Source organism: Actibacterium sp. D185-2, assembly GCF_054954595.1.
The window spans coordinates 543,889-567,295 of the sequence record NZ_JBPWNX010000001.1; the positions used below are offsets into that span (position 1 = coordinate 543,889).

Below are 23,407 nucleotides of genomic sequence, written 5' to 3' on the forward strand. Positions count from 1 at the left end.
CAATGCCTGTCCTGTCCCCGCTCAATCAACGCCGCTGGCGCAACTTCACCCGCAACCGCCGGGCCTATTGGTCGCTGATCATCTTCGCGGTGCTGTTCGGCCTGTCGCTGTTCGCCGAAGTGTTGGCCAACGACAAGCCGATCTTCGTGCGGTATCGCGGCGAGAGCTTCTTTCCGGTCTATAATTTCTATCCCGAAACCACCTTTGGCGGCGATCTGCGGACCGAGGCGGTGTATCGCGACATCGAGGTGAAGTGCCTGATCGTGACCGGCGGCCTGCCAGAGTGCTGGGACGACCCCGAGGCGCTGATCGAGGATGCCGGGGACGGTGTGATCGACGGCACGGCAATCGAAAAGGGCTTCGCGCTTTGGCCGCCGATCCCCTACAGCTATGGCACGATCAACGATATCGGCGGCACCGCACCCTCGGCCCCTGACGGCGATCACCTGCTGGGCACCGACGACACCGCGCGCGATGTGCTGGCGCGGGTGATCTATGGCTTTCGGCTGTCGATCCTGTTCACCATCATCGTGACCAGCGTGGCCTCGGCCATCGGCATCGTCGCGGGCGCGGTGCAGGGGTTTTTCGGTGGCTGGGTCGATCTGATCTTTCAGCGGATCATCGAGATCTGGACCTCGACCCCGCAGCTTTACATCATCATCATCCTGTTCGCGATCCTGGGGCGCAGTTTCTGGCTGCTGGCGTTTCTGACCGCGCTGTTCGGCTGGCCCGCGCTGGTGGGCGTGGTGCGCGCCGAATTCCTGCGCGCGCGCAACCTTGAATATGTCCGCGCGGCCCGCGCGCTTGGGGTCAACAACATCACGATCATGTTCCGCCACATGCTGCCCAATGCGATGGTGGCCACCCTGACCTTGTTGCCCTTCATCATCACCGGCACGATCGGCACGCTTGCGTCGCTTGATTATCTCGGGTTCGGGCTGCCCTCCTCGGCCCCCAGCCTGGGCGAGATGGCGTTGCAGGCCAAACAGAACCTTCAGGCGCCCTGGCTGGCCTTCACCGCGTTCTTCACCTTCGCGATCATGCTGTCGCTTCTGGTGTTCATCTTCGAGGGGGTGCGCGATGCGTTCGACCCCAGAAAGACGTTTCAATGAGCGGTGTGCTGGAGGTTCGGGATCTGGTGGTCAGCTTCCGCCAGGACGGCAAGGATCATGTCGCCGTCAACGGTGTCTCTTTCGATGTGGGGCAGGGCGAGACCGTGGCGCTGGTCGGCGAAAGCGGCTCGGGTAAGTCGGTCACGGCGTTGTCCACGGTGTCCTTGCTGCCCGAAAGCGCGACCGTGTCGGGGTCTGTCACCTATGGCGGCGCGCAGATGGTCGGCGCCGACAAGGCCACGCTGCGCAAGGTGCGCGGCAACGATATCAGCTTTATCTTTCAAGAGCCGATGACCTCGCTCAACCCGCTGCATACGCTGGAAAAGCAGTTGGCCGAAAGCATCCAGCTGCATCAGGGGCTGACCGGCCCGGCGGTGCGCGTACGGATTCTGGAGCTGCTGGAAAAGGTCGGTATTCGCGACCCCGAAAGCCGCCTTGGCGCCTATCCGCATCAGTTGTCGGGGGGGCAGCGGCAGCGGGTGATGATCGCCATGGCGCTGGCCAACGGGCCGGACCTGCTGATCGCTGACGAACCTACAACCGCGCTGGATGTGACCATCCAGGCGCAGATCCTGGCCCTGCTGGCCGATCTCAAACGCGAAGAGGGGATGAGCCTGCTGTTCATTACCCATGACCTTGGCATCGTGCGCAAGATCGCCGACCGGGTCTGCGTGATGAAGGATGGCGAGATCGTCGAGACCGGCCGGACCGACGCGATCTTTGCCAATCCGCAGCACCCCTATACCCAAAAGCTGTTGGCGGCCGAGGCCGCGGGCCTGCCCGATCCGGTGGCCGCACAGGCGCAGGAGGTCGTGCGCACCGATGCGCTGCGGGTCTGGTTTCCGATCCAGCGCGGGCTGATGCGGCGTGTGGTGGGCCATGTGAAGGCGGTGAACGAGGCCAGCATTTCGGTGCGCGCCGGCGAAACGCTGGGCATTGTCGGTGAAAGCGGATCGGGCAAGACCACGCTGGCACTGGCGATCATGCGGCTGATCTCTTCCACCGGCGGAATCCATTTCGCGGGCCACGATATTCAGGGTTGGAAGTCGCGCCAGCTGCGCCCGTTGCGGCGCGACATGCAGATCGTGTTTCAGGATCCTTACGGCTCTCTCTCGCCGCGGATGACTGTCGAGCAGGTGGTGGCCGAGGGGCTGGGCGTGCACGGGCTGGAACCGGGGCAGGACCGGCGCCAACTGGTGGCCGATATCCTGATCGAGGTGGGGCTGGACCCGTCGCTGATGCACCGCTATCCGCACGAGTTTTCCGGCGGCCAGCGCCAGCGCATCGCCATTGCGCGGGCGATGATTTTGCGGCCCAAGCTGCTGGTGCTGGACGAGCCCACCTCGGCACTGGATATGACGGTGCAGGTGCAGATCGTCGAATTGCTGCGCGATCTGCAGCGCCGACACGGGCTGGCCTATCTGTTCATCAGCCACGATCTGAAAGTGGTGCGCGCGCTGGCCCATAAGGTGATCGTGATGAAACAGGGCGATGTGGTCGAGACGGGCGACAGCGCCACGATTTTTACCAATCCGCAAAGCGACTATACCCGCACCCTGATGGAAGCGGCGTTCGACCTGAAACCGGGGCAGGCGCTGGGCACCTAGATCGCCGAACTGTGCCCCGCTTTCGACAGGGCATAGGCGTCGAAGCCGCGCGCGATCATCCGGGTCAGGGGGCGGTTATCGGACGGTATGGCGAACCCGTCCGATGACAGTTCGACCACGCCGGGAAATTTCGCGGCGACCTCGGCGAACAGGGATTGAAGTCTGTCGTCCGCGATGCCGAACCGCTCTTTCATCTCGGTGGCGTCAATGCGGAAATCGCACATCAGCGCCTCGATCATGCGGCCGCGCAGCTTGTCGTCTTCGGTGAAGACGTGGCCGCGCCCGGTAGCAAAGCTGCCCTCGCGGATCCGGGCGGTGTAATCCGACGTGGCCGACAGGTTCTGCGCATAGCCTTGCGGAAACTTCGAGATCGACGAGGCACCCAGCCCGATCAACACCTCGGCGGTGTCGTCGGTATAGCCCTGAAAGTTGCGGCGCAGATGCCCGCTGCGCTGCGCCACTTCCAGCCCATCACCCGCGCGCGCGAAATGGTCGATGCCGATTTCGTGGTAATCGTCCCACAGGAACAGCCGCCGGGCGGTTTCGAACAGTCTTAGCCGTTCTTCGGGGGTTGGCAGCGCGTCGGACGGGATCATCTGCTGGCGCTTGGCCATCCAGGGGACATGCGCATAGCCGTACAGCGCCACCCGGTCGGGCGACAGCGACAGCAGCTTTTGCACGCTTTCGGCGACCCGCTGATTGGTCTGATGCGGCAGGCCGAACAGGATGTCGGCATTCAGGCTTTCGACCCCGCGCTCGCGGATCATGTCGGCGGCTTTGCGGGTCACGTCATAGCTTTGGATCCGACCGATGACCGACTGGATTTCGGGGTTGAAATCCTGCACCCCGATCGAGGCGCGGTTCATCCCGGCGGCGGCCAGTGCGTCCAGCCGCTCGGCGTCGATTTCATTCGGGTCGATCTCGACCGAGAATTCGGCCCCTGCGCCCATCGGCACCACCGCGAAGATCGCGTCGGCCAACTCGCGCATCATGTCGGCGGACAGCAGCGTCGGCGTGCCACCCCCCCAGTGCAGCCGCGACAGCCGCACCCCGTCGGGCAAGGCGCGACCGAGTGCCGCAATCTCGGCCTTCAGCGTATCAAGGTAGGTCCGGACCACCGAATCCGACCGCGTTCCCTGTGTGCGACAGGCGCAAAACCAGCACAGCCGACGGCAAAACGGCACATGGATGTAAAGGGAAATGGGCGATCCTGGCGGAATCCGGTCGATCCAGCCTGAAAAGTCGGCAGTATCCACTGACACGGAAAAGTTTGGTGCCGTCGGGTAACTGGTGTACCTTGGCACACGCGCGTCAAATAGACCAAGCCGTGCGAGTTGCGATTCGTTGCTCATTGGCCTACGTCTACGGAGGAGTGGCGCGTTGAACTTTGATCGAAATCAAAAAAGAAGTCCGATATGGCTGTGCAGGATATGTCTTTGACCCATGTGGAATGCGGCAACTGCCCGATCCGCCACCGGGCCGTCTGTGCCCGCTGTGAGCAGGACGAACTGCAATTCCTTGAGGAAATGAAATATTACCGCAGCTTCGAGGCCGGGCAGACCGTGATCTGGTCGGGCGACAAGATGGATTTCGTGGCCTCTGTGGTCGAAGGTATCGCCACCCTGACCCAGGCAATGGAAGATGGCCGGACCCAGATGGTGGGACTGCTGCTGCCGTCGGATTTCGTGGGGCGCCCCGGGCGCGACCACGCCGCCTATGATGTGGTTGCGACGACCCGCCTGACGATGTGCTGTTTCCGGAAGAAACCGTTCGAAGAGCTGATGATCCGCACCCCGCATATCGGCCAGCGCCTGCTGGAAATGACGCTGGATGAACTGGACACCGCGCGCGAATGGATGTTGCTGCTGGGCCGCAAGACCGCGCGCGAGAAGATCGCCAGCCTTCTGGCCATCATCGCCCGGCGCGACGCGACGCTGAACCTGACCACGTCATCGGGAAAGATCGTGTTCAACCTGCCGCTGACGCGCGAAGCGATGGCCGATTATCTGGGCCTGACGCTGGAAACCGTCAGCCGCCAGATTTCGGCGTTGAAGCGCGACGGCGTGATCGAACTGGAGGGCAAGCGCCACGTGACCGTGCCCGACATGGACCGTCTGATGGACGAAACCGGCGACGACACCGACGGCGGCATCCTGACCTGACACCGCCGCCGACCCGTTTTTACCCGATCAATGCGCCATCAGCACCGGGACCGAGGTGTTTTCCAGCATGTTGCGGGTCGCGCCGCCCATGATCGACTCGCGGAAGCGCGAATGGCCGTAGGCCCCCATCACCACCATATCGGCGCTGATGTCCTTGACATGGCGGTCCAGAACATCCGCTACACGCGGCATGGTCTTGGCCAGCACCGAAATTTCCGCCTTCACGCCATGGCGCCCCAGCATCTGCGACACCAGCCCGCCGGGATCGGACCGATCGGGCCCGTGCTGCGGCGGGTCGATCACGGTGATGTTCACCATATCGGCAGCCTGCAACAGGGGAAGGGCCGACCGCACCGCCGTCAGCGCCTCGGTGCTTTGGTTCCAGGCGATCACCACGCGTTCGCCGATCGTGTTCACATCGGCTTTGTCGGGCATGATCAGCACCGGCACCTTGCCGTCGAACAGCGCCGCCTCGACCGCGGCTTCATCTTCGACCCCACGGCCTTCGCCGTAAGGTTTCGGCATCACCACCAGATCCGAGAAGCGGGCGCGCTGTGCCACCAGATGCGCCAGGCCGGCGATTTGCGCCACGACGGCCTCGGACGCCCAGCGTATCGTTTCCGACGCCATGCGCTTTGCCACGGCCGCTTCGGTCGCGGCGGCATCTTCCTGCGCCCGTTGCAGGGTTTCCTGCAACAGCATCGCATTCGCTCCGGCATAGTAATAGCCGGTCTGAGTGCGATCTACGCCAAGGCACAGAATATCGAGGTGGGCATCCTCACGCCCCGCCAGCGCAATCGCCGAGTCCAACGCCGCCTTGGTCAGGTCGGGACTGGTCACAATCGTAAGTATCGTTTTGTAAGCCACCGGAGAGCTCCTTTGGGTTCGCGTCGACATTAGGGGCATACTAGCCCTGCGACATGTCGACAGCTTTGACCAAGATCAAGCCTTGCGCATAGTGGCTTTGACATGGATCAAGGCGGTCACCAGACACGCCAGCCATACCGAAAACGTGAAAAATTGACTCATCCCGCAACGAATCGGGATGGGAACGGTGAAGGGATGCAGGATGTGGGACTATGCGAAAATGGTCGTATACGGTGTGATTGCGGTGCTTGCCGCGATTGCAGCGAACTACGCCCGTGATGTTGCCTATCAGGTTCACGCGATAATCGTGATGCTGGTAGCCGCCGGTCTGTTCGTATGGACAGTGCGCGGCACAGGGGAAGCAAAGGCCGTCGATACCGGCAGCTATCTGGACGGTGTCGTCCGGGCCGGCGTCATCGCGACGTGTTTCTGGGGGGTTATCGGTTTTGCGGTGGGGACGTTCATCGCGTTTCAGCTGGCCTTTCCGGTGCTCAACTTCGACTGGGCCGCGGGATATGCGAATTTCGGCCGGTTGCGGCCGCTGCACACTTCGGCGGTGATTTTCGCGTTCGGGGGCAACGCCCTGATCGCCACATCCTTCTACGTGGTCCAGCGTACCTCGGCGGCGCGGCTGTGGGGCGGCAACGCCGGCTGGTTCGTCTTCTGGGGCTATAACCTGTTCATCGTGCTGGCCGCCACCGGCTATCTGCTGGGCGCCACCCAATCCAAGGAATATGCCGAGCCCGAATGGTATGTGGACCTGTGGCTGACCATCGTCTGGGTGACGTATCTGATTGTTTTCCTTGGCACGATCTTCAAGCGTAAGGAAAAGCACATCTACGTGGCGAACTGGTTCTACCTGAGCTTCATCGTCACCATCGCCATGCTGCATGTGGTCAACAACCTGTCGATCCCGGTGTCGATCTTCGGCTCCAAGTCGGTACAGGTCTTTGCCGGGGTGCAGGACGCCATGACGCAGTGGTGGTACGGCCATAACGCCGTGGGCTTCTTCCTGACTGCGGGCTTCCTGGGGATGATGTATTACTTCGTGCCGAAACAGGCCGAACGCCCGGTTTATTCCTATAAACTGTCGATCATCCACTTCTGGGCGCTGATCTTCCTGTATATCTGGGCCGGTCCGCACCACCTGCATTACACAGCACTTCCCGACTGGGCCTCGACGCTGGGCATGGTGTTCTCGATCATGCTGTGGATGCCGTCCTGGGGGGGGATGATCAACGGTCTGATGACGCTGTCGGGCGCGTGGGACAAGCTGCGCACCGATCCGATCATCCGCATGATGGTGGTGTCCGTCGGCTTCTACGGCATGTCCACGTTCGAGGGCCCGATGATGTCGATCAAGGCGGTCAACAGCCTGTCGCACTACACCGACTGGACCATTGGCCACGTGCATTCCGGCGCGCTGGGCTGGAACGGCATGATCACCTTCGGCGCGCTTTACTTCCTGACCCCGCGCCTGTGGAACCGTGAGCGGCTGTACAGCCTGTCGCTGGTCTCGTGGCACTTCTGGCTCGCGACCATCGGCATCGTGCTCTACGCTTCGTCGATGTGGGTGTCGGGCATCATGGAAGGCCTGATGTGGCGCGAAGTCGATGCGCAGGGTTTCCTGGTGAACTCGTTCGCCGACACCGTGGCGGCCAAGTTCCCGATGTATGTGGTTCGCGCCCTGGGTGGTGTGCTCTACGTCACCGGCGGCCTGATCATGTGCTACAACCTGTGGAAAACCGTATCCGCGGCGCCGGCCAAGGCCGAAGCCCCGCTTGCGGCCCCGGCTGAGTAAGGAAGATAGCAATGGGTATCCTCGACAAACATAAAATCATCGAGAAGAACGCAACGCTGCTTCTGGTCTTCAGCTTTCTGGTTGTGACCATTGGCGGGATCGTGGAAATCGCGCCGCTCTTCTACCTCGAAAACACCATCGAAGAGGTCGAAGGCGTGCGGCCCTATTCGCCGCTGGAGCTGGAAGGGCGCAACATCTATGTGCGCGAAGGCTGCTATGTCTGCCACAGCCAGATGATCCGCCCGATGCGTGACGAGGTGGAGCGGTACGGCCATTACAGCCTGGCGGCCGAGTCGATGTATGATCATCCGTTCCAGTGGGGGTCCAAGCGGACCGGGCCGGATCTGGCCCGCGTCGGTGGCCGCTATTCGGACGAATGGCATGTGGACCATCTGCGCGACCCGCAGTCGGTGGTGCCGGAATCGGTGATGCCGAAATATGCGTTCCTGGAGCGCAAGATGATCGACGGCAAATACATCGAGGACACGATGCGCACCAACCGCATGGTCGGGGTGCCCTATACGGACGAGATGATGGAAAGCGCAGCGGCCGATTTTGCGGTGCAGATCGACCCTTGGGGCGATACCGACGGCCTGCTGGAACGCTATCCGGGCGCGCAGGTGCGCAATTTCGACGGTGCGCCGGGGATCTCCGAGATGGACGCGCTGATCGCCTATTTGCAAATGCTGGGCACGCTGGTCGATTTTTCGACCTTCGAGCCCGTGGCGAACCGATAAGGAGGGGAAGATGGATACCTATTCCCTGCTTCGCGAATTCGCCGACAGTTGGGCGTTGCTGGTTTTGTCGGTGTTCTTTGTCGGCGTGATTGTCTGGGCGTTCCGCCCCGGCAGCACGGCCGAGCACCTGGACAGCGCGAACATCCCGTTCCGCCATGAGAAGAAACCCGCCTGCGACGACGATGAAAACGGCGCGCATATCAAGGAGGCGCGGACATGAGCACCGAAAACAACAAAAAGCCGGGCGAGGTCGAAACCACCGGCCATTCCTGGGACGGGATCGAAGAGTTCAACAACCCGCTGCCGCGCTGGTGGCTGTGGACCTTCTATGCCTGCATCGTCTATGCGCTGCTTTACACGATCGCCTATCCGGCCTGGCCGCTGCTCAAGGCCGCAACGCCCGGCATCCTGGGTTATTCGACCCGCGCCAACGTGGCCGAGGAAATTCAGCACTTCGACGCGATCAATGCCCCGACCGAGGCCAAGCTGGTCAATGCCGAACTGACAGAGATCGCCGCCGACCCGGAACTGATGAACTATTCGGTCAATGCCGGGGCCGCCGTCTTTCAGACCTGGTGCGCCCAGTGCCACGGGTCGGGCGCGGCCGGGGTTCAGGCGTCGGGTTATCCCAACCTGCTGGACGATGACTGGCTGTGGGGCGGCACGATCGAAGACATCCACCTGACCATCACGCATGGCATCCGGAATGAGCAGGACGAAGACGCCCGCTATTCGGAAATGCCGAAATTCGGCGAAATCCTGGAGCCCGAGCAGATTCCGCAGGTGGTCAACTATGTGCGCAAGCTTTCGGGTCAGGACTTCGACGCCGCGCTGGTCACCGAAGGCGAGACTGTGTTCCTCGACAACTGCGCCGCCTGCCACATGGACGATGGCACCGGCGACCGTTTCCAGGGCGCGCCGGACCTGACGGATGCGATCTGGCTGTATGGCGGTGATGTCGATGCGCTGACCGAAACAGTTACAAATGCCCGCTTCGGCGTGATGCCCACTTGGCAGGCACGTCTGAGCGAGTCTGACATTCGCGCCGTGGCCACCTACGTCCACCAGCTTGGCGGCGGCGAGTAAAACGGCTTCCGGGGGCCCTGCAAGGCCCTTGGTTGAGAGCACCGGTCCCCATCCTGTTCGCGCGTTTCCAGGGGGCCGGTGCTTATTTTCTACGAAATCGAACCGTTTGCGTCCAGTGCAGAGATTTTCCCGTTCCGCGTCCCATTCGCGCCGTATCGGGATATTCCTGTATTTGTCAGATAGGTTTGATCCACGTCAAGGAAGCGCACCCCCCGCCCCTGCCACAAGGGCGTAATCTGCGAATAGGAAGCCGGAGTGATTCCGTGAGCTCGACCGAAGACCATCCCGAACAACTCTATGCCGCCCGCGAACCGATTTTCCCGCGTCGTGTCAGTGGTAAATTCCGCACCCTCAAGTGGTGGATCATGGCGCTGACGCTGGGCGTCTATTACCTGATGCCGTGGATCCGATGGGATCGTGGCCCCAACCTGCCGGATCAGGCGGTTCTGATTGACCTGGCGAACCGGCGCTTCTTCATGTTCTGGATCGAAATCTGGCCGCACGAATTCTATTTCGTGGCCGGGCTGCTGATCATGGCGGGCTTGGGGCTGTTCCTGTTCACCTCGGCGCTGGGCCGGGTCTGGTGCGGTTATACCTGCCCACAGACGGTCTGGACCGATCTTTTCATTCTGGTCGAACGCTGGATCGAGGGCGACCGCAACAAGCGCGTGAAGCTGTGGAACGCGCCGTGGAGCGCGCGCAAGGCGCGGTTGCGGATCACCAAATGGGTGCTGTGGCTGCTGATCGCGGTGGCCACCGGCGGTGCCTGGGTATTCTACTTTGCCGACGCGCCGACCCTGTTGAAGGATCTGGCGACCTTCAGTGCCGATCCCGTGGCCTATGGCACGGTGCTGGTGCTGACGCTGACCACCTTCGTTTTCGGCGGCTTTATGCGCGAGCAGATCTGCATCTACATGTGCCCCTGGCCGCGGATTCAGGCCGCGATGATGGATGAGGACACGCTCACCGTCGCCTATCGCGACTGGCGCGGCGAACCGCGTGGCAAGCACCGCAAGGCCAATGATGCCGATCAGCTTGGCGATTGCATCGACTGCAACGCCTGCGTCAACGTCTGCCCGATGGGGATCGACATCCGCGACGGGCAGCAGCTTGCCTGTATCACCTGCGCGCTGTGTATCGACGCCTGCGACGACGTGATGGCCAAGATCGGAAAGCCGCGCGGGCTGATCGACTATATGGCCCTGACCGACGAGCCGCGCGAACGTGCCGGCATCGCGCCGAAATCGATCTGGAAGCATGTGTTCCGGGTCCGCACCATCCTGTACACTGCCCTGTGGTCGGCAGTGGGGATCGGCCTGTTGGTGGCGCTGTTCATCCGGTCTGACATCGACCTGACGGTGTCGCCGGTGCGCAACCCGACCTTCGTCACCCTGTCCGACGGCACGATCCGCAACACCTATGACGTGCGGTTGCGCAACAAACAGGGCGAGGATCGCGCATTCAGCATCAAGGTGACCGCCGATGCGCCATTCGGTGTGGCGTTGGAAGGATCGCAGGATCATACTGTTATCGTGCCCGCCGACGCGACCAAGCTGCAGCGGGTCTATATCACCGCCCCACCGCACAGCGATGCCGCGCAGGCGGCGCGCACCGAGCTGCGGCTTTGGGTCGAAGATCCGATCGCGCAGGAACGCGCCTATAGCGACACCGTTTTCAACGGGAGAGGACAATGAGCGACAAACCCCTGACCGGTCGCAAGGTTCTGTTCATCACGGTCTCTGCCTTTGCCGTGGTGATCGCGGTGAATCTGACCATGGCCTTCATGGCGGTGGACACCTTTCCGGGGCTTGAGGTCAAGAATTCCTATGTCGCCAGTCAGGAGTTCGACACCCGCCGGGACGCCCAGGAAGGGCTGGGCTGGGTGATCGACAGCGGCTATGCAGACGGCACGCTGACCGTTGCTTTCCGGCAGGAAAACGGCAGTCAGGTCACGCCAAAGGACTTTACCGTCCTTGTGGGGCGCACGACCGAGGCGCGCGATGACATCCGCCCCGAATTCACCGGCTATGCCGGGCACTACAGCGCCCCGGTCGAACTGGGGCGCGGAAAATGGATGATGCTGGTCGAGGCGGTGGCGGATGACGGCACGCCCTTCCGCCAGCGTCTGGAACTTTTCGTCAAGGGATAGCCATGACGGCAGCCTTTCCGCAACGACCTTCGGCCTGTCCGGCCTGCGCGGTGGCCCCCGCGGCCGAGGATCTGGCCCGGGCCAATGAACCGGTCGAGGCACGGCTGCTGCTGTCGCTTCCGACGATCCATTGCGCGGGCTGTATCTCGGCGGTGGAGCGCGGGCTGGCGGCTGAGCCTGGTGTGCGCGCGGCCCGGGTGAACCTGACGCTGAAGCGCGTCAGCGTCGAGGCCGACCCGGACGTGACCGCCGAGGCGCTGATCGGCGCGCTGGACCGGCTGGGATACGAGGCGCACGAGCTGGACGCCGGCGTGATTTCGGCCACCGCGACCGACCGGGCCGGGCGCGACATCCTGATGCGGCTGGCCGTGGCCGGGTTCGCGATGATGAACGTGATGCTGTTGTCGGTGGCGGTCTGGTCGGGGGCGGCAGATGCCACGCGCGATCTGTTCCACTGGGTTTCGGCGGCGATCGCGCTGCCCACCATCGCGTTTTCGGCGCAACCCTTCTTTCGCAATGCCTGGTCGGCGCTGCGGGCCGCGCGGTTGAACATGGATGTGCCGATCTCGCTGGCGATCCTGCTGGCCGGGGCCATGTCGCTGTATGAGACGATGCAATCGGGCGAACATGCCTATTTCGACGCGGCGCTGTCGCTGACCTTTTTCCTGTTGGCGGGGCGGTATCTGGATCACCGGACCCGCGCCGTGGCCCGTTCCGCCGCAGAAGAGCTGGCCGCGCTCGAAGTGCCGCGCGCGTTGCGCCTTGCTGCGGGCGGCGAAGAGGTCGTGGCGATTTCCGAACTGGCGGTGGGCGATATCGTGCGGGTCAAACCCGGTGCGCGGGTACCGGTGGACGGTGTGATCGTGGCGGGGCAGTCGGAAATCGACCGCTCGCTTCTGACCGGCGAAACCCTGCCCGCCTTCGCGGGCGAGGGCACGGCGGTCTGCGCGGGCGAGGTCAACCTGACCGGCCCGCTGGAGGTGCGGGTAACGGCGGCGGGCGAGGACAGTTCGCTGCACCGCATGGCCGATCTGGTGGCGATCGCCGAAAGTTCCAGGAACCGCTATACCTCGCTGGCCGACCGGGCCGCGCGGATTTATGCGCCGGGGGTACATCTGATCTCGCTGGCGGCCTTTATCGGCTGGCTGGTAATGTCTGGTGGCGACATGCGGCTGGCGTTGAATGTCGCGGTGGCGGTTCTGATCATCACCTGTCCCTGCGCGCTGGGGCTGGCGGTGCCTGCGGTCACCACCGCGGCGTCGGGCCGGTTGTTCAAGCGCGGGATGCTGATCAAGGACGGCACCGCGCTGGAACGTCTGGCCGAGGTCGATACCGTGGTGTTCGACAAGACCGGCACCTTGACCCTTGGCGCGCCCGAGCCCACAAATCTGGGCGACCATCCCCGCCGCGATCTGGAGGTGGCACTGGGGCTGGCCGCCGGATCGGCGCATCCGCTGGCCGTGGCGCTGACCACGGCCGCCCGCGCCGCCGGGATCAAACCTGCCCGTGTCACCGATGTGCATGAGGTGCCCGGCTATGGGGTCGAGGGCACGCTGGCGGGGAATACGGTGCGCTTTGGCCGCGCCACCTGGCTGAGCGCTGAAACCGGACGGACCACGGCGGCCTGGCTGCGTATCGGCGATGCGGTGCCCACCGAGTTCACCTTCGCCGACAGCCTGCGCCCCGGCGCGGAAACCGCCGTGGCCGCGCTGAAGGCGCAGGGTATGGCGGTGCACCTGGTGTCGGGCGACGCGCCTGGCCCGGTGGCCGATCTGGCCCGCCGGCTGGGCATTGACAATTGGGTGGCCGGGGCCCTGCCGCAGGACAAGGCGGCGTTCGTACAGGCGCAAAGCGATGCCGGGCGCCGCGTGCTGATGGTGGGTGACGGGTTGAACGATACCGCCGCGCTGGCCGCGGCGCATGTGTCGATCTCGCCCGCCACAGCGCTGGATGCGGCGCGGGTGGCGTCCGATATCGTGCTGCTGGGCAAGGATCTGGCGCCGCTGGGCGAGGCAACCGTAACTGCCCGCAAGGCCACCCGCCGGATCAAGGAAAACTTCACCATCGCCGCTGGTTACAACATGATCGCGGTGCCCATCGCCGTGATCGGGCTGGCCACGCCGCTGGCGGCGGCCTTGGCGATGTCGGCGTCTTCGATTACCGTCTCGCTCAACGCATTGCGGCTGAGGTAACCCCGATGGAAATGCTGGTCTATCTGATCCCGATCTCGCTGTTTCTGGGCGGGCTGGGGCTGGCGGCGTTCTTCTGGGCGTTGCGGAGCAAACAGTTCGACGACCCCGAAGGCGACAGCCAGCGCATCCTCAGCGACGATTGGGACGACAAGCCGAAACCCTGAGCCGGGGTCGGGGCCGGGCGTGCGGCTCAGGACGGGCCGAACGGGGTGCAGTCGGTGCCGGTTGCAGTCAGCCGCAGACAGGCCTGGGCCGCCTGATCCTGGGTCATCCCCACGAAATTCGCATCGAACCCGCGGCTGGTCGGGTTCACCTTGCGTAGCGCGTCATCCAGCGTGCCCAGTTCCTTGAGCGCGGTTTTCAGCAGCACCCGCTCGGCCTGATAGCGGGTATTGTAGCGCCCTACATTGATCCCCCAATGCCGCCCGCCAGAGGTCGAAACGCGGATCACGACCTCCTGTGCCGTGTCGCTGCCCTGCGGGAGCGAGGCAAGGGTCAGACCTTCGGGGCGCGGTTTGGGCAGCATCTTTTCGACGGGGCTGGGGGCCGCCGGGGCAGGAGCGGTCGCAACCGCGATGAGTTCGGGGGCGGGCTTCGGTGCGGGGGCGGCGTCGGGCGCGACCTTTTCTTCGGGGACTGCAATCGCCTGTTCCACGGCATCGCGGATATCGCTTTGCATTGCGACAAGCAGCTCTTCGGGCGGTGCGGCCGGGGTCAGACCGGGCCGCGGTCGCGGCCGCGCCGCAGGATTGACCGTCGTGACAAGGCGGATGGTCTTGCCCGCAGACGCCCCCCCGCCGCCCACATGGCCGGCATAGGCGGGGCGGTTCGGCGCGCGTGTCGCCACCCGGGTGGGCGCGCGGCTGAAGCCCAGATCCAGCAACTCGGCCACCTGAGCATTGCGCGAGGCAGAAGAGCGGCCGCCGAACACGGTTGCGATAATCCGTTCATTGCCGCGCTCGGCCGACGCCACGAGGTTGAAGCCGGCGGCGCGGGTATAGCCGGTCTTGATCCCGTCCGCGCCCTTGTAGCTGGACAGGAACCGCCGGTTCGAGCTGGCGACCGTCTTGATCCCGGCATCGGTGGTGACGCGCGAAAACAGATTGTAATACTCGGGGTAGTCGAAGAACAGGTGCCGGCCCAGCGTGGTCATGTCCCGCGCGGTCGACAGGTGGCCCTCTTCGGTCAGGCCATTGGCGTTCTTGAAGGTGGTGCGGCTCATGCCCAGGGCCGTGGCGGTGCGGTTCATGCGGCGGGCAAAGGCGGCCTCGCTGCCCTCGATCGCCTCGCCGATGGCGGTGGCCGCGTCATTGGCCGATTTCACCGCCGCCGCCCGGATCAGATAGCGCAGCTTTATCGTCTGCCCGGCGCGCAGGCCTAGTTTCGAGGGCGGCTCTGCCGCGGCCTTTTGGGAAATTCGCACGTCGGTATCAAGGGAAATCTCGCCATTCTCGACCGCCTCGAACGCGATATAGAGGGTCATCATCTTGGTCAGCGAGGCCGGATGCAGCCGGGTATCGGCATTGCGCGAATGCAGAACCTCGCCGGTGCGGGCGTCGATCACAATGGCCGCATAGGGCGCCGCCACAGCGCACATCGGCAGAGCCGTGGCCATCAATGCCAAAATGACGAATATCAGCCCATAACGGACGTAGTGCCGGAAAATCTGCACGGCGCTTGCCTTCTGTCTGCCTCATACCGCCCGGTTTTCCGGGTCGGCCTTTTTCGTTACGGACAGCGTAGCACAACCCAAGAGGTCAGAAAATACCCTAATTTCAAGGCGTTTAGCTGTGCTTCTTAAGGGTGGTCCATATGTAGGGATAGGGGGCCGAGCATCCACAACATGTCACCCCACGGCGCGCACCAGCGGCGGCAACGCGCCAAGGTCGGAAAGTTCGCGATAGCGGTTTTGCATAATTGGAGGTTCGGCATGTTCCAGCGCCCAGGTCAGGCCGTGCGGCACATAAATGCCCCAGGCGCCGGCCTCGATCGCGGGGATCACGTCGGACCGCAGCGAATTGCCGACCATCATCGCCCGCTGCGCGCCGTCGCCGTGGCGGCTGAAAATCTCGTCATAAACCGCGCGGGTCTTGTTGCTGACGATCTCGACCCCATCGAACAGCTCGCCCAGACCGGACTGCGCCAGCTTGCGTTCCTGATCCAGCAGATCGCCCTTGGTGATCAGAAGGATCCGATAGTCGCCGGCCAGTGCTTCCACTGCGTCGCGCGCATGGGGCAACAGTTCGATCGGGTGGCGCAGCATGTCCTGCCCGGCCGCCAGCAGCTGTCCGATGATGGCGGCGGGGACACGTTCATCGGTCACCTCGATCGCCGTCTCGATCATCGACAGGACAAAGCCCTTCACGCCGAATCCATAATGGCCCAGGTTGCGCTTCTCGGCCTCCAGCAGCCGTTCATGCAGGTGATCGGGCTCGGCGAAATCGGCCAGCAATTCGGCGAATCGCTCCTGGGTCATGCGGAAGAACTGTTCATTCTGCCACAGCGTGTCATCCGCATCGAAGCCGATTGTCGTCAGCTTTGGGGCCATTTGGGCGTTGCTCCTTGCCAGTTGGGGCCGATGGCGGGCCTTCGGCGTGCCCGCCCCCTTTTCAGAGGACCCGTGCGCCATATATATGTGGCGTCGAACCGAAACCATCCGAAACACGCGGAGCCCGTCTGTATTGACCTTCCGACCCGTCACCCTGTCCGACAAGAAGGACCAAAGCGATGATGACGCCAGCGTCATCACCAAGACGCGGCCAAAGACGCAGCGGCCGCCGCTTTACAAGGTTCTGATCCTGAACGACGACTACACGCCGATGGAATTCGTCGTGCATGTGCTGGAACGGTTCTTCGGGCTGAGCCACGCGCAGGCGTTCGAGCTGATGCTGACCGTGCACAAGAAGGGGCTGGCCGTGATCGGCGTGTTCTCCTTCGAGGTGGCCGAAACCAAAGTGGCCCAGGTGATGGATTTCGCCCGCCGCCACCAGCACCCGCTGCAATGCACGATGGAAAAGGAATAGGGCGCCGCCCGCCTGTATCATGCGTGAAAGCCGTCTCTCCCTTGCTGTGGAAACCGGGGCCGTCATCCTGCCGGATGCCGGGCCGATTGCCGTGTTCCGCCCCCGCGCCGATACCGACCTGTCGGCCCTGCCGAAAGAGCGGGTGCAGATCATTCAGGGCTTCAAGCCCGATCACGACGCCTGGGCCGCGCGCGGCTATCGCTGTTCGGTCGCGCCCGAGGAGGCCTTTGCCGCCGCGCTGATCTTTGTGCCCCGTGCCAAGGCCGAGGCCCGTGCGCTGGTGGCGCAGGCCGTGGCGCTGGTCGGGGGCGGGCCGGTTTTGCTGGACGGGCAAAAGACCGACGGGATCGACAGCCTGTTGAAAGAGTGCCGCGCGCGGGCCGATGTCGGCGCCCCCCTGTCAAAGGCGCATGGCAAGATTTTCGCCCTGACCGCCGCCCCCGGGGCATTCGCCGATTGGGCGGTCGGGGGCACGCAACTGCCGGGCGGGTTTTGCACCGCGCCGGGGGTGTTTTCCGCCGATGCGGTGGATCGGGGCTCGGCCTTGCTGGCCGACGCGCTGCCGGCCGCGATCAAGGGCCGGGTGGCCGATCTGGGCGCGGGCTGGGGCTATCTGGCGGCGCGGGCGCTGACCCGTGACGGCATCACCGAAATGCACCTGATCGAGGCCGAACATGCGGCACTGGACTGTGCGCGTGCCAATATCGACGATCCGCGCGCCCGGTTCCACTGGGCCGATGCCACCATGTTCACGCCCGAGCAGCCCTTTGACGTGATCGTGACGAACCCGCCGTTCCACACCAGCCGCGCCGCCGACCCGGCGCTTGGTGTGGCATTCCTGACGGCGGCCGCGCGGATGCTGACCCCGGCCGGGCAGCTTTGGCTTGTGGCAAACCGGCACCTGCCCTATGAGCGCAGCCTTGCGGCGCTGTTCCGCGATGTTGAAGAGGTGGCAGGCGATGCGGGGTTCAAGATCCTTCATGCGGCGCGCCCCCTTGCGGCGGGTCGCCGGACGCGCTGAAACGCTCTAACCTGTCCATTGAGAATCAGGAGCTTAGCCCATGAGTTTTTCGATCGCAGGCAAGACCGCCATCGTTACCGGTGCCGCGAATGGCGTGGGTCTGGCCATTGCCCGGCATTTCGCCGATCAGGGCGCGAATGTGATGTTCGCCGATATGGACGAGTCGCGGCTGCTGGATGAAGTGTCCGAAGAGGCCGCGACCGAAGGCAATATCCGCTATTTCGCCGGTGATCTGCGCGAACGTCTGACCATCGCCAATCTGCTGTCGGCCACGCTGGATGCGTTCGAGCGGGTCGATATCCTGGTCAATGCCAGCCGCCAGATGATCCCGTCCGATCCGCTGAACCCCGATGACGACGCGGTAGAGCAGTTGCTGGAGCAAAACCTGCTGACCAGCCTGCGGCTGAGCCAGTGTGTCGCCCGGCGGATGATCAAACAGGCCGAGGAGACCGGGCAGGAAGAGGGCACCGTGGGCGCCATCGTCAACCTGTCGTCGATCGCGGCACGGCGCACCCATTCCGATCTGCTGGGTTATTCGGTCAGTTGCGCCGCGCTGGATCAGATGACGCGCTCGCTGGCGGTGGCGCTGGCGCCGCATCGCATCCGGGTGAACGCGGTGGCCTTCGGCTCGGTGCTGAGCACCAGCCTGAACAGCGCGCTGAAGGAACATTCGGATTACCGCGCGGATATCAAGGATCACACCCCGCTGGCGCGGATCGCCGAGCCCGGCGAAGTGGCCGAGGCGGTGCAGTTCCTTGCCTCGGACGGCGCGCGGTTCATGACCGGGCAGATCATGACCGTGGATGGCGGGCGCACCTTGCTTGATCCGGTGGGCGCCCCGGCGCATTAACCTTCGGGGTATTTCGCGTCGCAGATCGCCAGCGCCTGAAGCGCCTGCTGCTTCAACTCGGTCCGCTTGGCCTGCAGCGCGGTCAGCTTCGCCTGCTCGGCGGCCACGTCGATCGCGACCGGCTTTTCCACCACATAGGTTTCGGTGGTGTTGCAAAAGACGATGCCGACGTGATCGTCATCCCGATGGTTCCCATAGCAGAACTGCACATGCGGCCGCTCGCGCACCTCGCGATCGATCGCATAGCCGCGGGCCAGATTCTGTTCGATTTCCACGATCAGGGCACTGACCACCTGCAGATCTTCGGTCGCGGCGCGTTCGCATTGCTGGCGCGGGGTGGCGCAGGCGGCAAGCGGCAAGAGCAGGGCAAGGGCAAGGCGGCGCATGGCGGGATCCTTTGACGGTTTGCGCCGACTATAGGGCCGCCGCCGCGCCGGCACAAATCCGATCGCTGGCTGCGGTGCAAGGCTGGCGAGGCTATGCCAAACCTGCTAGGCCCTTCGCCAAATGGACGGAGGACCCCGGATGAGCGATCAATTCGACGACCGCAAGGTGCGCGCGGCAGCCTGGTTTCGCGACTTGCGGAATCAGATCGTGGCCGCCTTCGAGGCGCTGGAGGACAGCCAGACCGAAGGCCCCTTTGCCGCCCTGCCCGCGGGCCGGTTCGAGGTGACGAATACCACCCGCACGTCCGAGGACGGATCGGATGCCGGCGGCGGGCTGATGAGTGTGATGCGCGGTGGCCGGGTGTTCGAAAAGGTGGGCGTGAATGTGTCCACGGTCTATGGCCGGCTTGGCGCGCGGGCGCAAAAGGCGATGGCCGCGCGGGGCATTCCCGGCATGGCCGACGATCCGCGCTTCTGGGCGTCGGGGATCAGCCTGGTGGCGCATATGCAGAACCCGCACTGCCCGGCGGTGCATATGAACACCCGGATGTTCTGGACGCCCCATGCCTGGTGGTTCGGCGGCGGGTCCGACCTGAACCCCTGCATCGAATATGATGCGGATACGGCCCATTTCCACGCGGTGCAGAAAGAGCATTGCGACCGCCACGATCCCGCCTATTACCCGCGCTTCAAGGCCTGGGCGGATGAGTATTTCTTCATTCCGCACCGGGGCCGGGCGCGCGGTGTGGGCGGCATCTTTCTGGACGATCACAACACCGGCGACTGGGAGGCGGATTTCGCCTTTATTCAGGATGTGGGCCGCGCGTTCCTGCCGGCCTTCCTGCCGATCACCGAAAAGCGGCGCAACATGCCGTGGACCGAGGCCGACAAAGAGGCGCAACTGATCCATCGCGGGCTCTATGCGGAATATAATCTGGTCTATGACCGGGGCACCAAGTTCGGGCTGGAAACCGGCCATGACGCCAATGCGGTGCTGATGAGCCTGCCGCCGCTGGCGAAATGGGTCTGAGTCGCGCCGGATAAAGCGGGGGCGGGCCCGGTCAGGTCACCGCCTCCAGCCGCTCTTTCGACAGTTCGCCGGGCACGATGGTCATCGGAATCGGCAGCGACCCCGCACTTTTCGTCAGTTGCGACACCAGCGGCCCCGGCCCCTTTTTGCCACTGCCCGCACCCAGCACCAGCACGCCGATAGCGGGGTCTTCACGCACCTGCGCCAGGATCTCCTCTACCGGCACGCCTTCGCGGATCACCAGTTCGGGCTCGATCTTGTGCTTGTCGCGCATCCACTTGGCGAAAACCTCGAAATGCGCCTCGATCCGCTCGCGGGCCTCTTCGCGCATGATATCCGCCACGCCGATCCAGTGATTGAATTCTTCCGGCGGGATGATCGACAGGATCAGCACGCCGCCGCCGGTATTCTCGGCGCGCATCGCGGCGAACCGCATCGCGTTCAGGCATTCGCGGCTGTCATCCAGCACAACCAGAAACTTACGCATCTTGGGCGCCCCCCTTGTCGTGGCCGATCTTGGCGGCAGGCCCGATCCGTTGCAAGTGTGGCGTCACTTGGTCGAATGCGCCCAGTCCCAGTAAAGGTCGCGCACCCGGCGGGTCATCGGGCCGATCTGATAGTTGGTCTCGTCGAAGGCGGTGACCGGCGTGACCTTCGACATGTTGCCTGACAGGAACACCTCGTCGGCCTGATGGAAATCGTCGAAGGTCAGCACGGTTTGATGCACCTTGATCCCGTCGGCGGCCAGATTGTCGATATGGCGCGCGCGGGTGATGCCGGCCAGAAAGGTGCCGTTGGCGACGGGGGTGAAGACCTCGCCGTCGCGGACCATGAACACATTGGCGCTGGCGCTTTCGGCGACATTGCCCAGGGCGTCGGCGACCAGCGCATTGCCAAAGCCCTTGGCGCGGGCCTCGGCCAGCATCCGGGCGTTGTTGGGGTAAAGGCACCCGGCCTTGGCGTTGATCACCGCATCCTCCATCACCGGACGGCGGAACCGGGTGGTGGTCAGCGTGGTGCCTGCGCTGGGCGGGGCCATCGGGATTTCTTCCAGACAGATGGCAAAGCCGGTGGCGTCGGGCTTCGGCATGATGCCGGCATGGCCGCCGTCCAGTGCCCAATACATCGGTCGGATATAGACGGCGGGTGTGCCGGCATAGGCGTTCAGCCCTTCCCACACGATCTGATACATATCCTCTGTGCTGACGGTGGGCGTGATCATCAGTGCCTCGGCCGAGCGATTGACACGGGCGCAATGGGCCATCAGATCGGGCGCTATGCCTTCGAAATAGCGCGCGCCGTCAAAGACGGTGGTGCCAAGCCAGCTGCCGTGATCGGCGGCCTTCATCACCGGCAGATCGCCGTCATGCCATGTGCCGTTGAAATACGTGCGGATATTTGTGCCGGTCGCCATCTCGTCCTCCGATGTTGGGCGCACGGTAGCCGAGGCAACCGGGCCGCACCACCCCCCTGAGGCGAAACGCCCCCAGCGGCAGGGCTGGGGGCGCTGGCGCTCGGGGTGGGGTAACCGCAGAGCAGCCGGATAGGCCGGGGGGTGGGCCGAAGAAACTCCGACCGCTCTTGGGGATGACGAGAGGCAGCCCCCGGGCAGGCCGTTGGACGTACGACCGGGCAAGACAGAGCGTATGAGGGCCCCGAATCCTTTTGGTGACGCTTGTGAAACGGTTTCGTGACGCTAGATGCGCCGTTCGGCCAGAAGTGCCGCAAGGTCAAGCGGTGCGTTGCGCATGGCCAGCGCGCCGTCGGCGGTTCGCGGCCAGTCCTGCGGCGCACGGTCGCGGTACAGCTCGACCCCGTTTCCGTCGGGATCGCGCAGATAGATCGCCTCGCTCACCCCGTGATCGGCGGCGCCGTCCAGCGGGATATTCGCGGCCATGACCCGGGCCAGCGCATCGGCCAGTTCGGCCCGGTCGGGATACAGGAACGCGGTGTGATACAGGCCGGAATGCCCCGGCGGCGGCGGGGTGCCGCCCCGGCTTTCCCAGGTGTTCAGGCCGATATGGTGGTGATAGCCGCCGGCGGACAGAAAGGCGGCCTGGCTGCCGTACCGTTGCTGCAGCTCAAAGCCCAGAACGCCGGCGTAAAAGCCGATGGCGCGGTCCAGGTCGGCGACTTTCAGATGCACATGCCCGATGCGGGCAGCGGGGTGGACGGGGGTGATCATTGGCGGGCTCCTATAGCGTTGCCGCCAAAGATACCCGGTGCGAAGAATGACAAAACCCCCGCGAATGCAGGGGTTTTGTGCAGAAATACAGGGGGTGTTACCGCGACCGCACCATCCCGACGATATCATAGGTCCGCTCCAGAATCGGGGCGGCAATCTCCTGCGCGCGTTCGGCGCCGCGGCCCAGGATGCGGTCGATCTCGGTCGGGTCCTGCATCAGCCGGGCCATTTCGCCGGAAATCGGCGCCAGCTTGGCCACCGCCAGATCGGCGAGCGAGGGCTTGAACGTGCCGAACTGCTGCCCCGCATGGTCGGCGATCACGGCTGCGGGGGTGGTGTCGGCAAGGGCCGCGTAGATGTTGACCAGATTGCGCGCCTCGGGGCGGCCTTCCAGCCCCTCGATGCTGTCGGGCAGCGGTTCGGGGTCGGTTTTGGCCTTGCGGATCTTCTTGGCGATCGTGTCGGCATCGTCGGTCAGGTTGATCCGCGACATATCCGAGGGATCGGATTTCGACATTTTCTTGGACCCGTCGCGCAGGCTCATCACCCGCGTGCCCGCGCCTTCGATCACCGGCTCGGGGATGGGGAAGAAATTGACACCGTAATCGTTGTTGAACTTGATCGCGATGTCGCGGGTCAGCTCGACATGCTGTTTTTGATCCTCGCCCACCGGAACGTGGGTGGCGTGATACAGCAGAATGTCGGCGGCCATCAGCGCCGGATAGGCAAAGAGGCCCAGCGAGGAATTCTCGGCATTCTTGCCGGCCTTGTCCTTGAACTGGGTCATCCGCTTCATCCAGCCCATGCGCGCGACGCAGTTGAAGATCCAGGCCAGTTGCGCGTGCTCGGGCACCTGGCTTTGGTTGAACAGGATGGATTTTTCCGGATCGACGCCGCTGGCGATGAAGCCCGCGCACAGCTCGCGCGTAGCGCGGCGCAGCTTGTCGGGATCCTGCCAGACGGTGATCGCGTGCAGATCGACCATGCAATAGATCGTCTGCGCGCCCCCTGCATCCTGGGTCTGGGCAAAGCGTTTGAGCGCGCCCAGATAGTTGCCAAGGGTCAGGCCGCCCGAGGGCTGGATGCCTGAAAAGACGCGCGGTGTGTGGACCACCTCCGTCATGATGCGTTCTCCGTCTGGAATTCCATGTCCTGCTCGCTTACCCATGCGGGGAAAGCCCGTCAACCAGAGGCCCCAT

At 64.0% G+C, this 23,407-nt stretch carries 24 protein-coding genes; 15 read left to right on the forward strand and 9 right to left on the reverse strand.

Going from position 1 to position 23,407, the window contains the following annotated elements:
• Positions 1 to 2: 2 nt before the first annotated feature.
• Both ACSR1C_RS02730 and ACSR1C_RS02735 read left to right on the forward strand, forming a co-directional pair.
• The gene (locus tag ACSR1C_RS02730) at positions 3 to 1,112 is read left to right on the forward strand and encodes an ABC transporter permease (RefSeq protein ID WP_460257778.1); all 1,110 of its coding nucleotides are present in this window, start codon (positions 3 to 5) and stop codon (positions 1,110 to 1,112) included.
• On the forward strand, positions 1,109 to 2,719 hold the full coding sequence (locus tag ACSR1C_RS02735) for an ABC transporter ATP-binding protein (RefSeq protein ID WP_460257779.1): 1,611 nt from the start codon (positions 1,109 to 1,111) through the stop codon (positions 2,717 to 2,719). The genes ACSR1C_RS02730 and ACSR1C_RS02735 overlap by 4 nt, the downstream gene beginning before the upstream one ends.
• Here the strand turns inward: ACSR1C_RS02735 and hemN are convergent.
• Complete coding sequence (hemN, locus tag ACSR1C_RS02740) at positions 2,716 to 4,071, reverse strand: oxygen-independent coproporphyrinogen III oxidase (RefSeq protein WP_460257780.1); 1,356 nt, start codon at positions 4,069 to 4,071, stop codon at positions 2,716 to 2,718. The two genes, ACSR1C_RS02735 and hemN, sit on opposite strands and share 4 nt — an antisense overlap.
• A gap of 63 nt (positions 4,072 to 4,134) precedes the next feature.
• Between hemN and fnrL the strand changes: the two genes are divergently transcribed.
• A complete protein-coding gene (fnrL, locus tag ACSR1C_RS02745) occupies positions 4,135 to 4,881 on the forward strand; it encodes a transcriptional regulator FnrL (RefSeq protein ID WP_460257781.1) in 747 nt (248 codons plus the stop codon).
• 27 nt (positions 4,882 to 4,908) lie between these two features.
• On the opposite strand, the gene ACSR1C_RS02750 is transcribed toward fnrL, so the two are convergent.
• A complete protein-coding gene (locus ACSR1C_RS02750; RefSeq protein WP_460257782.1) occupies positions 4,909 to 5,748 on the reverse strand; it encodes a universal stress protein in 840 nt (279 codons plus the stop codon).
• 202 nt (positions 5,749 to 5,950) lie between these two features.
• On the opposite strand from ACSR1C_RS02750, the gene ccoN reads away from it, so the two are divergent.
• The 8 genes from ccoN (at position 5,951) to ccoS (ending at position 13,877) form a co-directional block, all read left to right on the forward strand.
• Positions 5,951 to 7,549 (forward strand): cytochrome-c oxidase, cbb3-type subunit I, encoded by a 1,599-nt coding sequence (gene ccoN, locus ACSR1C_RS02755; RefSeq protein WP_460257783.1) that lies wholly within the window; start codon positions 5,951 to 5,953, stop codon positions 7,547 to 7,549.
• An 11-nt stretch (positions 7,550 to 7,560) separates the two neighbouring features.
• On the forward strand, positions 7,561 to 8,286 hold the full coding sequence (gene ccoO / locus ACSR1C_RS02760; RefSeq protein ID WP_460257784.1) for a cytochrome-c oxidase, cbb3-type subunit II: 726 nt from the start codon (positions 7,561 to 7,563) through the stop codon (positions 8,284 to 8,286).
• A gap of 10 nt (positions 8,287 to 8,296) precedes the next feature.
• Positions 8,297 to 8,506, forward strand: coding sequence for a cbb3-type cytochrome c oxidase subunit 3 (locus ACSR1C_RS02765; RefSeq protein WP_460257785.1), 210 nt, complete (start codon positions 8,297 to 8,299; stop codon positions 8,504 to 8,506).
• Positions 8,503 to 9,372, forward strand: a complete 870-nt coding sequence (gene ccoP / locus ACSR1C_RS02770; protein WP_460257786.1) for a cytochrome-c oxidase, cbb3-type subunit III — start codon at positions 8,503 to 8,505, stop codon at positions 9,370 to 9,372. The genes ACSR1C_RS02765 and ccoP overlap by 4 nt, the downstream gene beginning before the upstream one ends.
• A gap of 263 nt (positions 9,373 to 9,635) precedes the next feature.
• Positions 9,636 to 11,066: a cytochrome c oxidase accessory protein CcoG gene (gene ccoG, locus ACSR1C_RS02775; protein WP_460257787.1), complete on the forward strand. Its 1,431-nt coding sequence runs from the start codon at positions 9,636 to 9,638 to the stop codon at positions 11,064 to 11,066.
• Complete coding sequence (locus tag ACSR1C_RS02780) at positions 11,063 to 11,521, forward strand: FixH family protein (protein WP_460257788.1); 459 nt, start codon at positions 11,063 to 11,065, stop codon at positions 11,519 to 11,521. The genes ccoG and ACSR1C_RS02780 overlap by 4 nt, the downstream gene beginning before the upstream one ends.
• A 2-nt stretch (positions 11,522 to 11,523) precedes the next feature.
• Complete coding sequence (locus ACSR1C_RS02785; RefSeq protein ID WP_460257789.1) at positions 11,524 to 13,713, forward strand: heavy metal translocating P-type ATPase; 2,190 nt, start codon at positions 11,524 to 11,526, stop codon at positions 13,711 to 13,713.
• 5 nt (positions 13,714 to 13,718) lie between these two features.
• The gene (gene ccoS, locus ACSR1C_RS02790) at positions 13,719 to 13,877 is read left to right on the forward strand and encodes a cbb3-type cytochrome oxidase assembly protein CcoS (protein ID WP_460257790.1); all 159 of its coding nucleotides are present in this window, start codon (positions 13,719 to 13,721) and stop codon (positions 13,875 to 13,877) included.
• A gap of 26 nt (positions 13,878 to 13,903) precedes the next feature.
• Here the strand turns inward: ccoS and ACSR1C_RS02795 are convergent, their stop codons facing one another.
• Together ACSR1C_RS02795 and ACSR1C_RS02800 are read right to left on the reverse strand one after the other, a co-directional pair.
• Positions 13,904 to 15,328 (reverse strand): D-alanyl-D-alanine carboxypeptidase family protein, encoded by a 1,425-nt coding sequence (locus ACSR1C_RS02795; RefSeq protein ID WP_460257938.1) that lies wholly within the window; start codon positions 15,326 to 15,328, stop codon positions 13,904 to 13,906.
• Positions 15,329 to 15,559: 231 nt separating this feature from the next.
• Complete coding sequence (locus ACSR1C_RS02800) at positions 15,560 to 16,261, reverse strand: HAD family hydrolase (protein WP_460257791.1); 702 nt, start codon at positions 16,259 to 16,261, stop codon at positions 15,560 to 15,562.
• A gap of 133 nt (positions 16,262 to 16,394) precedes the next feature.
• Between ACSR1C_RS02800 and clpS the strand changes: the two genes are divergently transcribed.
• Genes clpS through ACSR1C_RS02815 form a run of 3 tightly spaced genes read left to right on the forward strand, consistent with a single transcriptional unit; the run spans position 16,395 to position 18,607 of the window.
• Positions 16,395 to 16,736: an ATP-dependent Clp protease adapter ClpS gene (clpS, locus tag ACSR1C_RS02805; protein WP_460257792.1), complete on the forward strand. Its 342-nt coding sequence runs from the start codon at positions 16,395 to 16,397 to the stop codon at positions 16,734 to 16,736.
• Between the two features lie 19 nt (positions 16,737 to 16,755).
• The gene (locus ACSR1C_RS02810; RefSeq protein WP_460257793.1) at positions 16,756 to 17,757 is read left to right on the forward strand and encodes a class I SAM-dependent methyltransferase; all 1,002 of its coding nucleotides are present in this window, start codon (positions 16,756 to 16,758) and stop codon (positions 17,755 to 17,757) included.
• A gap of 40 nt (positions 17,758 to 17,797) precedes the next feature.
• The gene (locus ACSR1C_RS02815) at positions 17,798 to 18,607 is read left to right on the forward strand and encodes an SDR family NAD(P)-dependent oxidoreductase (protein ID WP_460257794.1); all 810 of its coding nucleotides are present in this window, start codon (positions 17,798 to 17,800) and stop codon (positions 18,605 to 18,607) included.
• On the opposite strand, the gene ACSR1C_RS02820 is transcribed toward ACSR1C_RS02815, so the two are convergent.
• Positions 18,604 to 18,993 carry a hypothetical protein gene (locus tag ACSR1C_RS02820; protein WP_460257795.1) on the reverse strand — a complete coding sequence of 130 codons (390 nt, stop codon included), beginning with the start codon at positions 18,991 to 18,993 and terminating at the stop codon, positions 18,604 to 18,606. The two genes, ACSR1C_RS02815 and ACSR1C_RS02820, sit on opposite strands and share 4 nt — an antisense overlap.
• A gap of 139 nt (positions 18,994 to 19,132) precedes the next feature.
• Here ACSR1C_RS02820 and hemF point away from each other — a divergent pair, with 139 nt between their 5' ends.
• Positions 19,133 to 20,023, forward strand: coding sequence for an oxygen-dependent coproporphyrinogen oxidase (gene hemF, locus ACSR1C_RS02825; RefSeq protein ID WP_460257796.1), 891 nt, complete (start codon positions 19,133 to 19,135; stop codon positions 20,021 to 20,023).
• Positions 20,024 to 20,054: 31 nt separating this feature from the next.
• Here hemF and ACSR1C_RS02830 read toward each other — a convergent pair whose 3' ends face one another.
• The 4 genes from ACSR1C_RS02830 to trpS all read right to left on the reverse strand — a co-directional run bounded on the left by ACSR1C_RS02830 (position 20,055) and on the right by trpS (position 23,331).
• Positions 20,055 to 20,510 carry a universal stress protein gene (locus ACSR1C_RS02830; protein ID WP_460257797.1) on the reverse strand — a complete coding sequence of 152 codons (456 nt, stop codon included), beginning with the start codon at positions 20,508 to 20,510 and terminating at the stop codon, positions 20,055 to 20,057.
• 63 nt (positions 20,511 to 20,573) lie between these two features.
• Positions 20,574 to 21,437: a branched-chain amino acid aminotransferase gene (locus tag ACSR1C_RS02835; protein ID WP_460257798.1), complete on the reverse strand. Its 864-nt coding sequence runs from the start codon at positions 21,435 to 21,437 to the stop codon at positions 20,574 to 20,576.
• A gap of 282 nt (positions 21,438 to 21,719) precedes the next feature.
• Positions 21,720 to 22,208 carry a VOC family protein gene (locus ACSR1C_RS02840; protein WP_460257799.1) on the reverse strand — a complete coding sequence of 163 codons (489 nt, stop codon included), beginning with the start codon at positions 22,206 to 22,208 and terminating at the stop codon, positions 21,720 to 21,722.
• A 97-nt stretch (positions 22,209 to 22,305) separates the two neighbouring features.
• Positions 22,306 to 23,331 (reverse strand): tryptophan--tRNA ligase, encoded by a 1,026-nt coding sequence (gene trpS / locus ACSR1C_RS02845; protein ID WP_460257800.1) that lies wholly within the window; start codon positions 23,329 to 23,331, stop codon positions 22,306 to 22,308.
• Positions 23,332 to 23,407 lie beyond the last annotated feature (76 nt).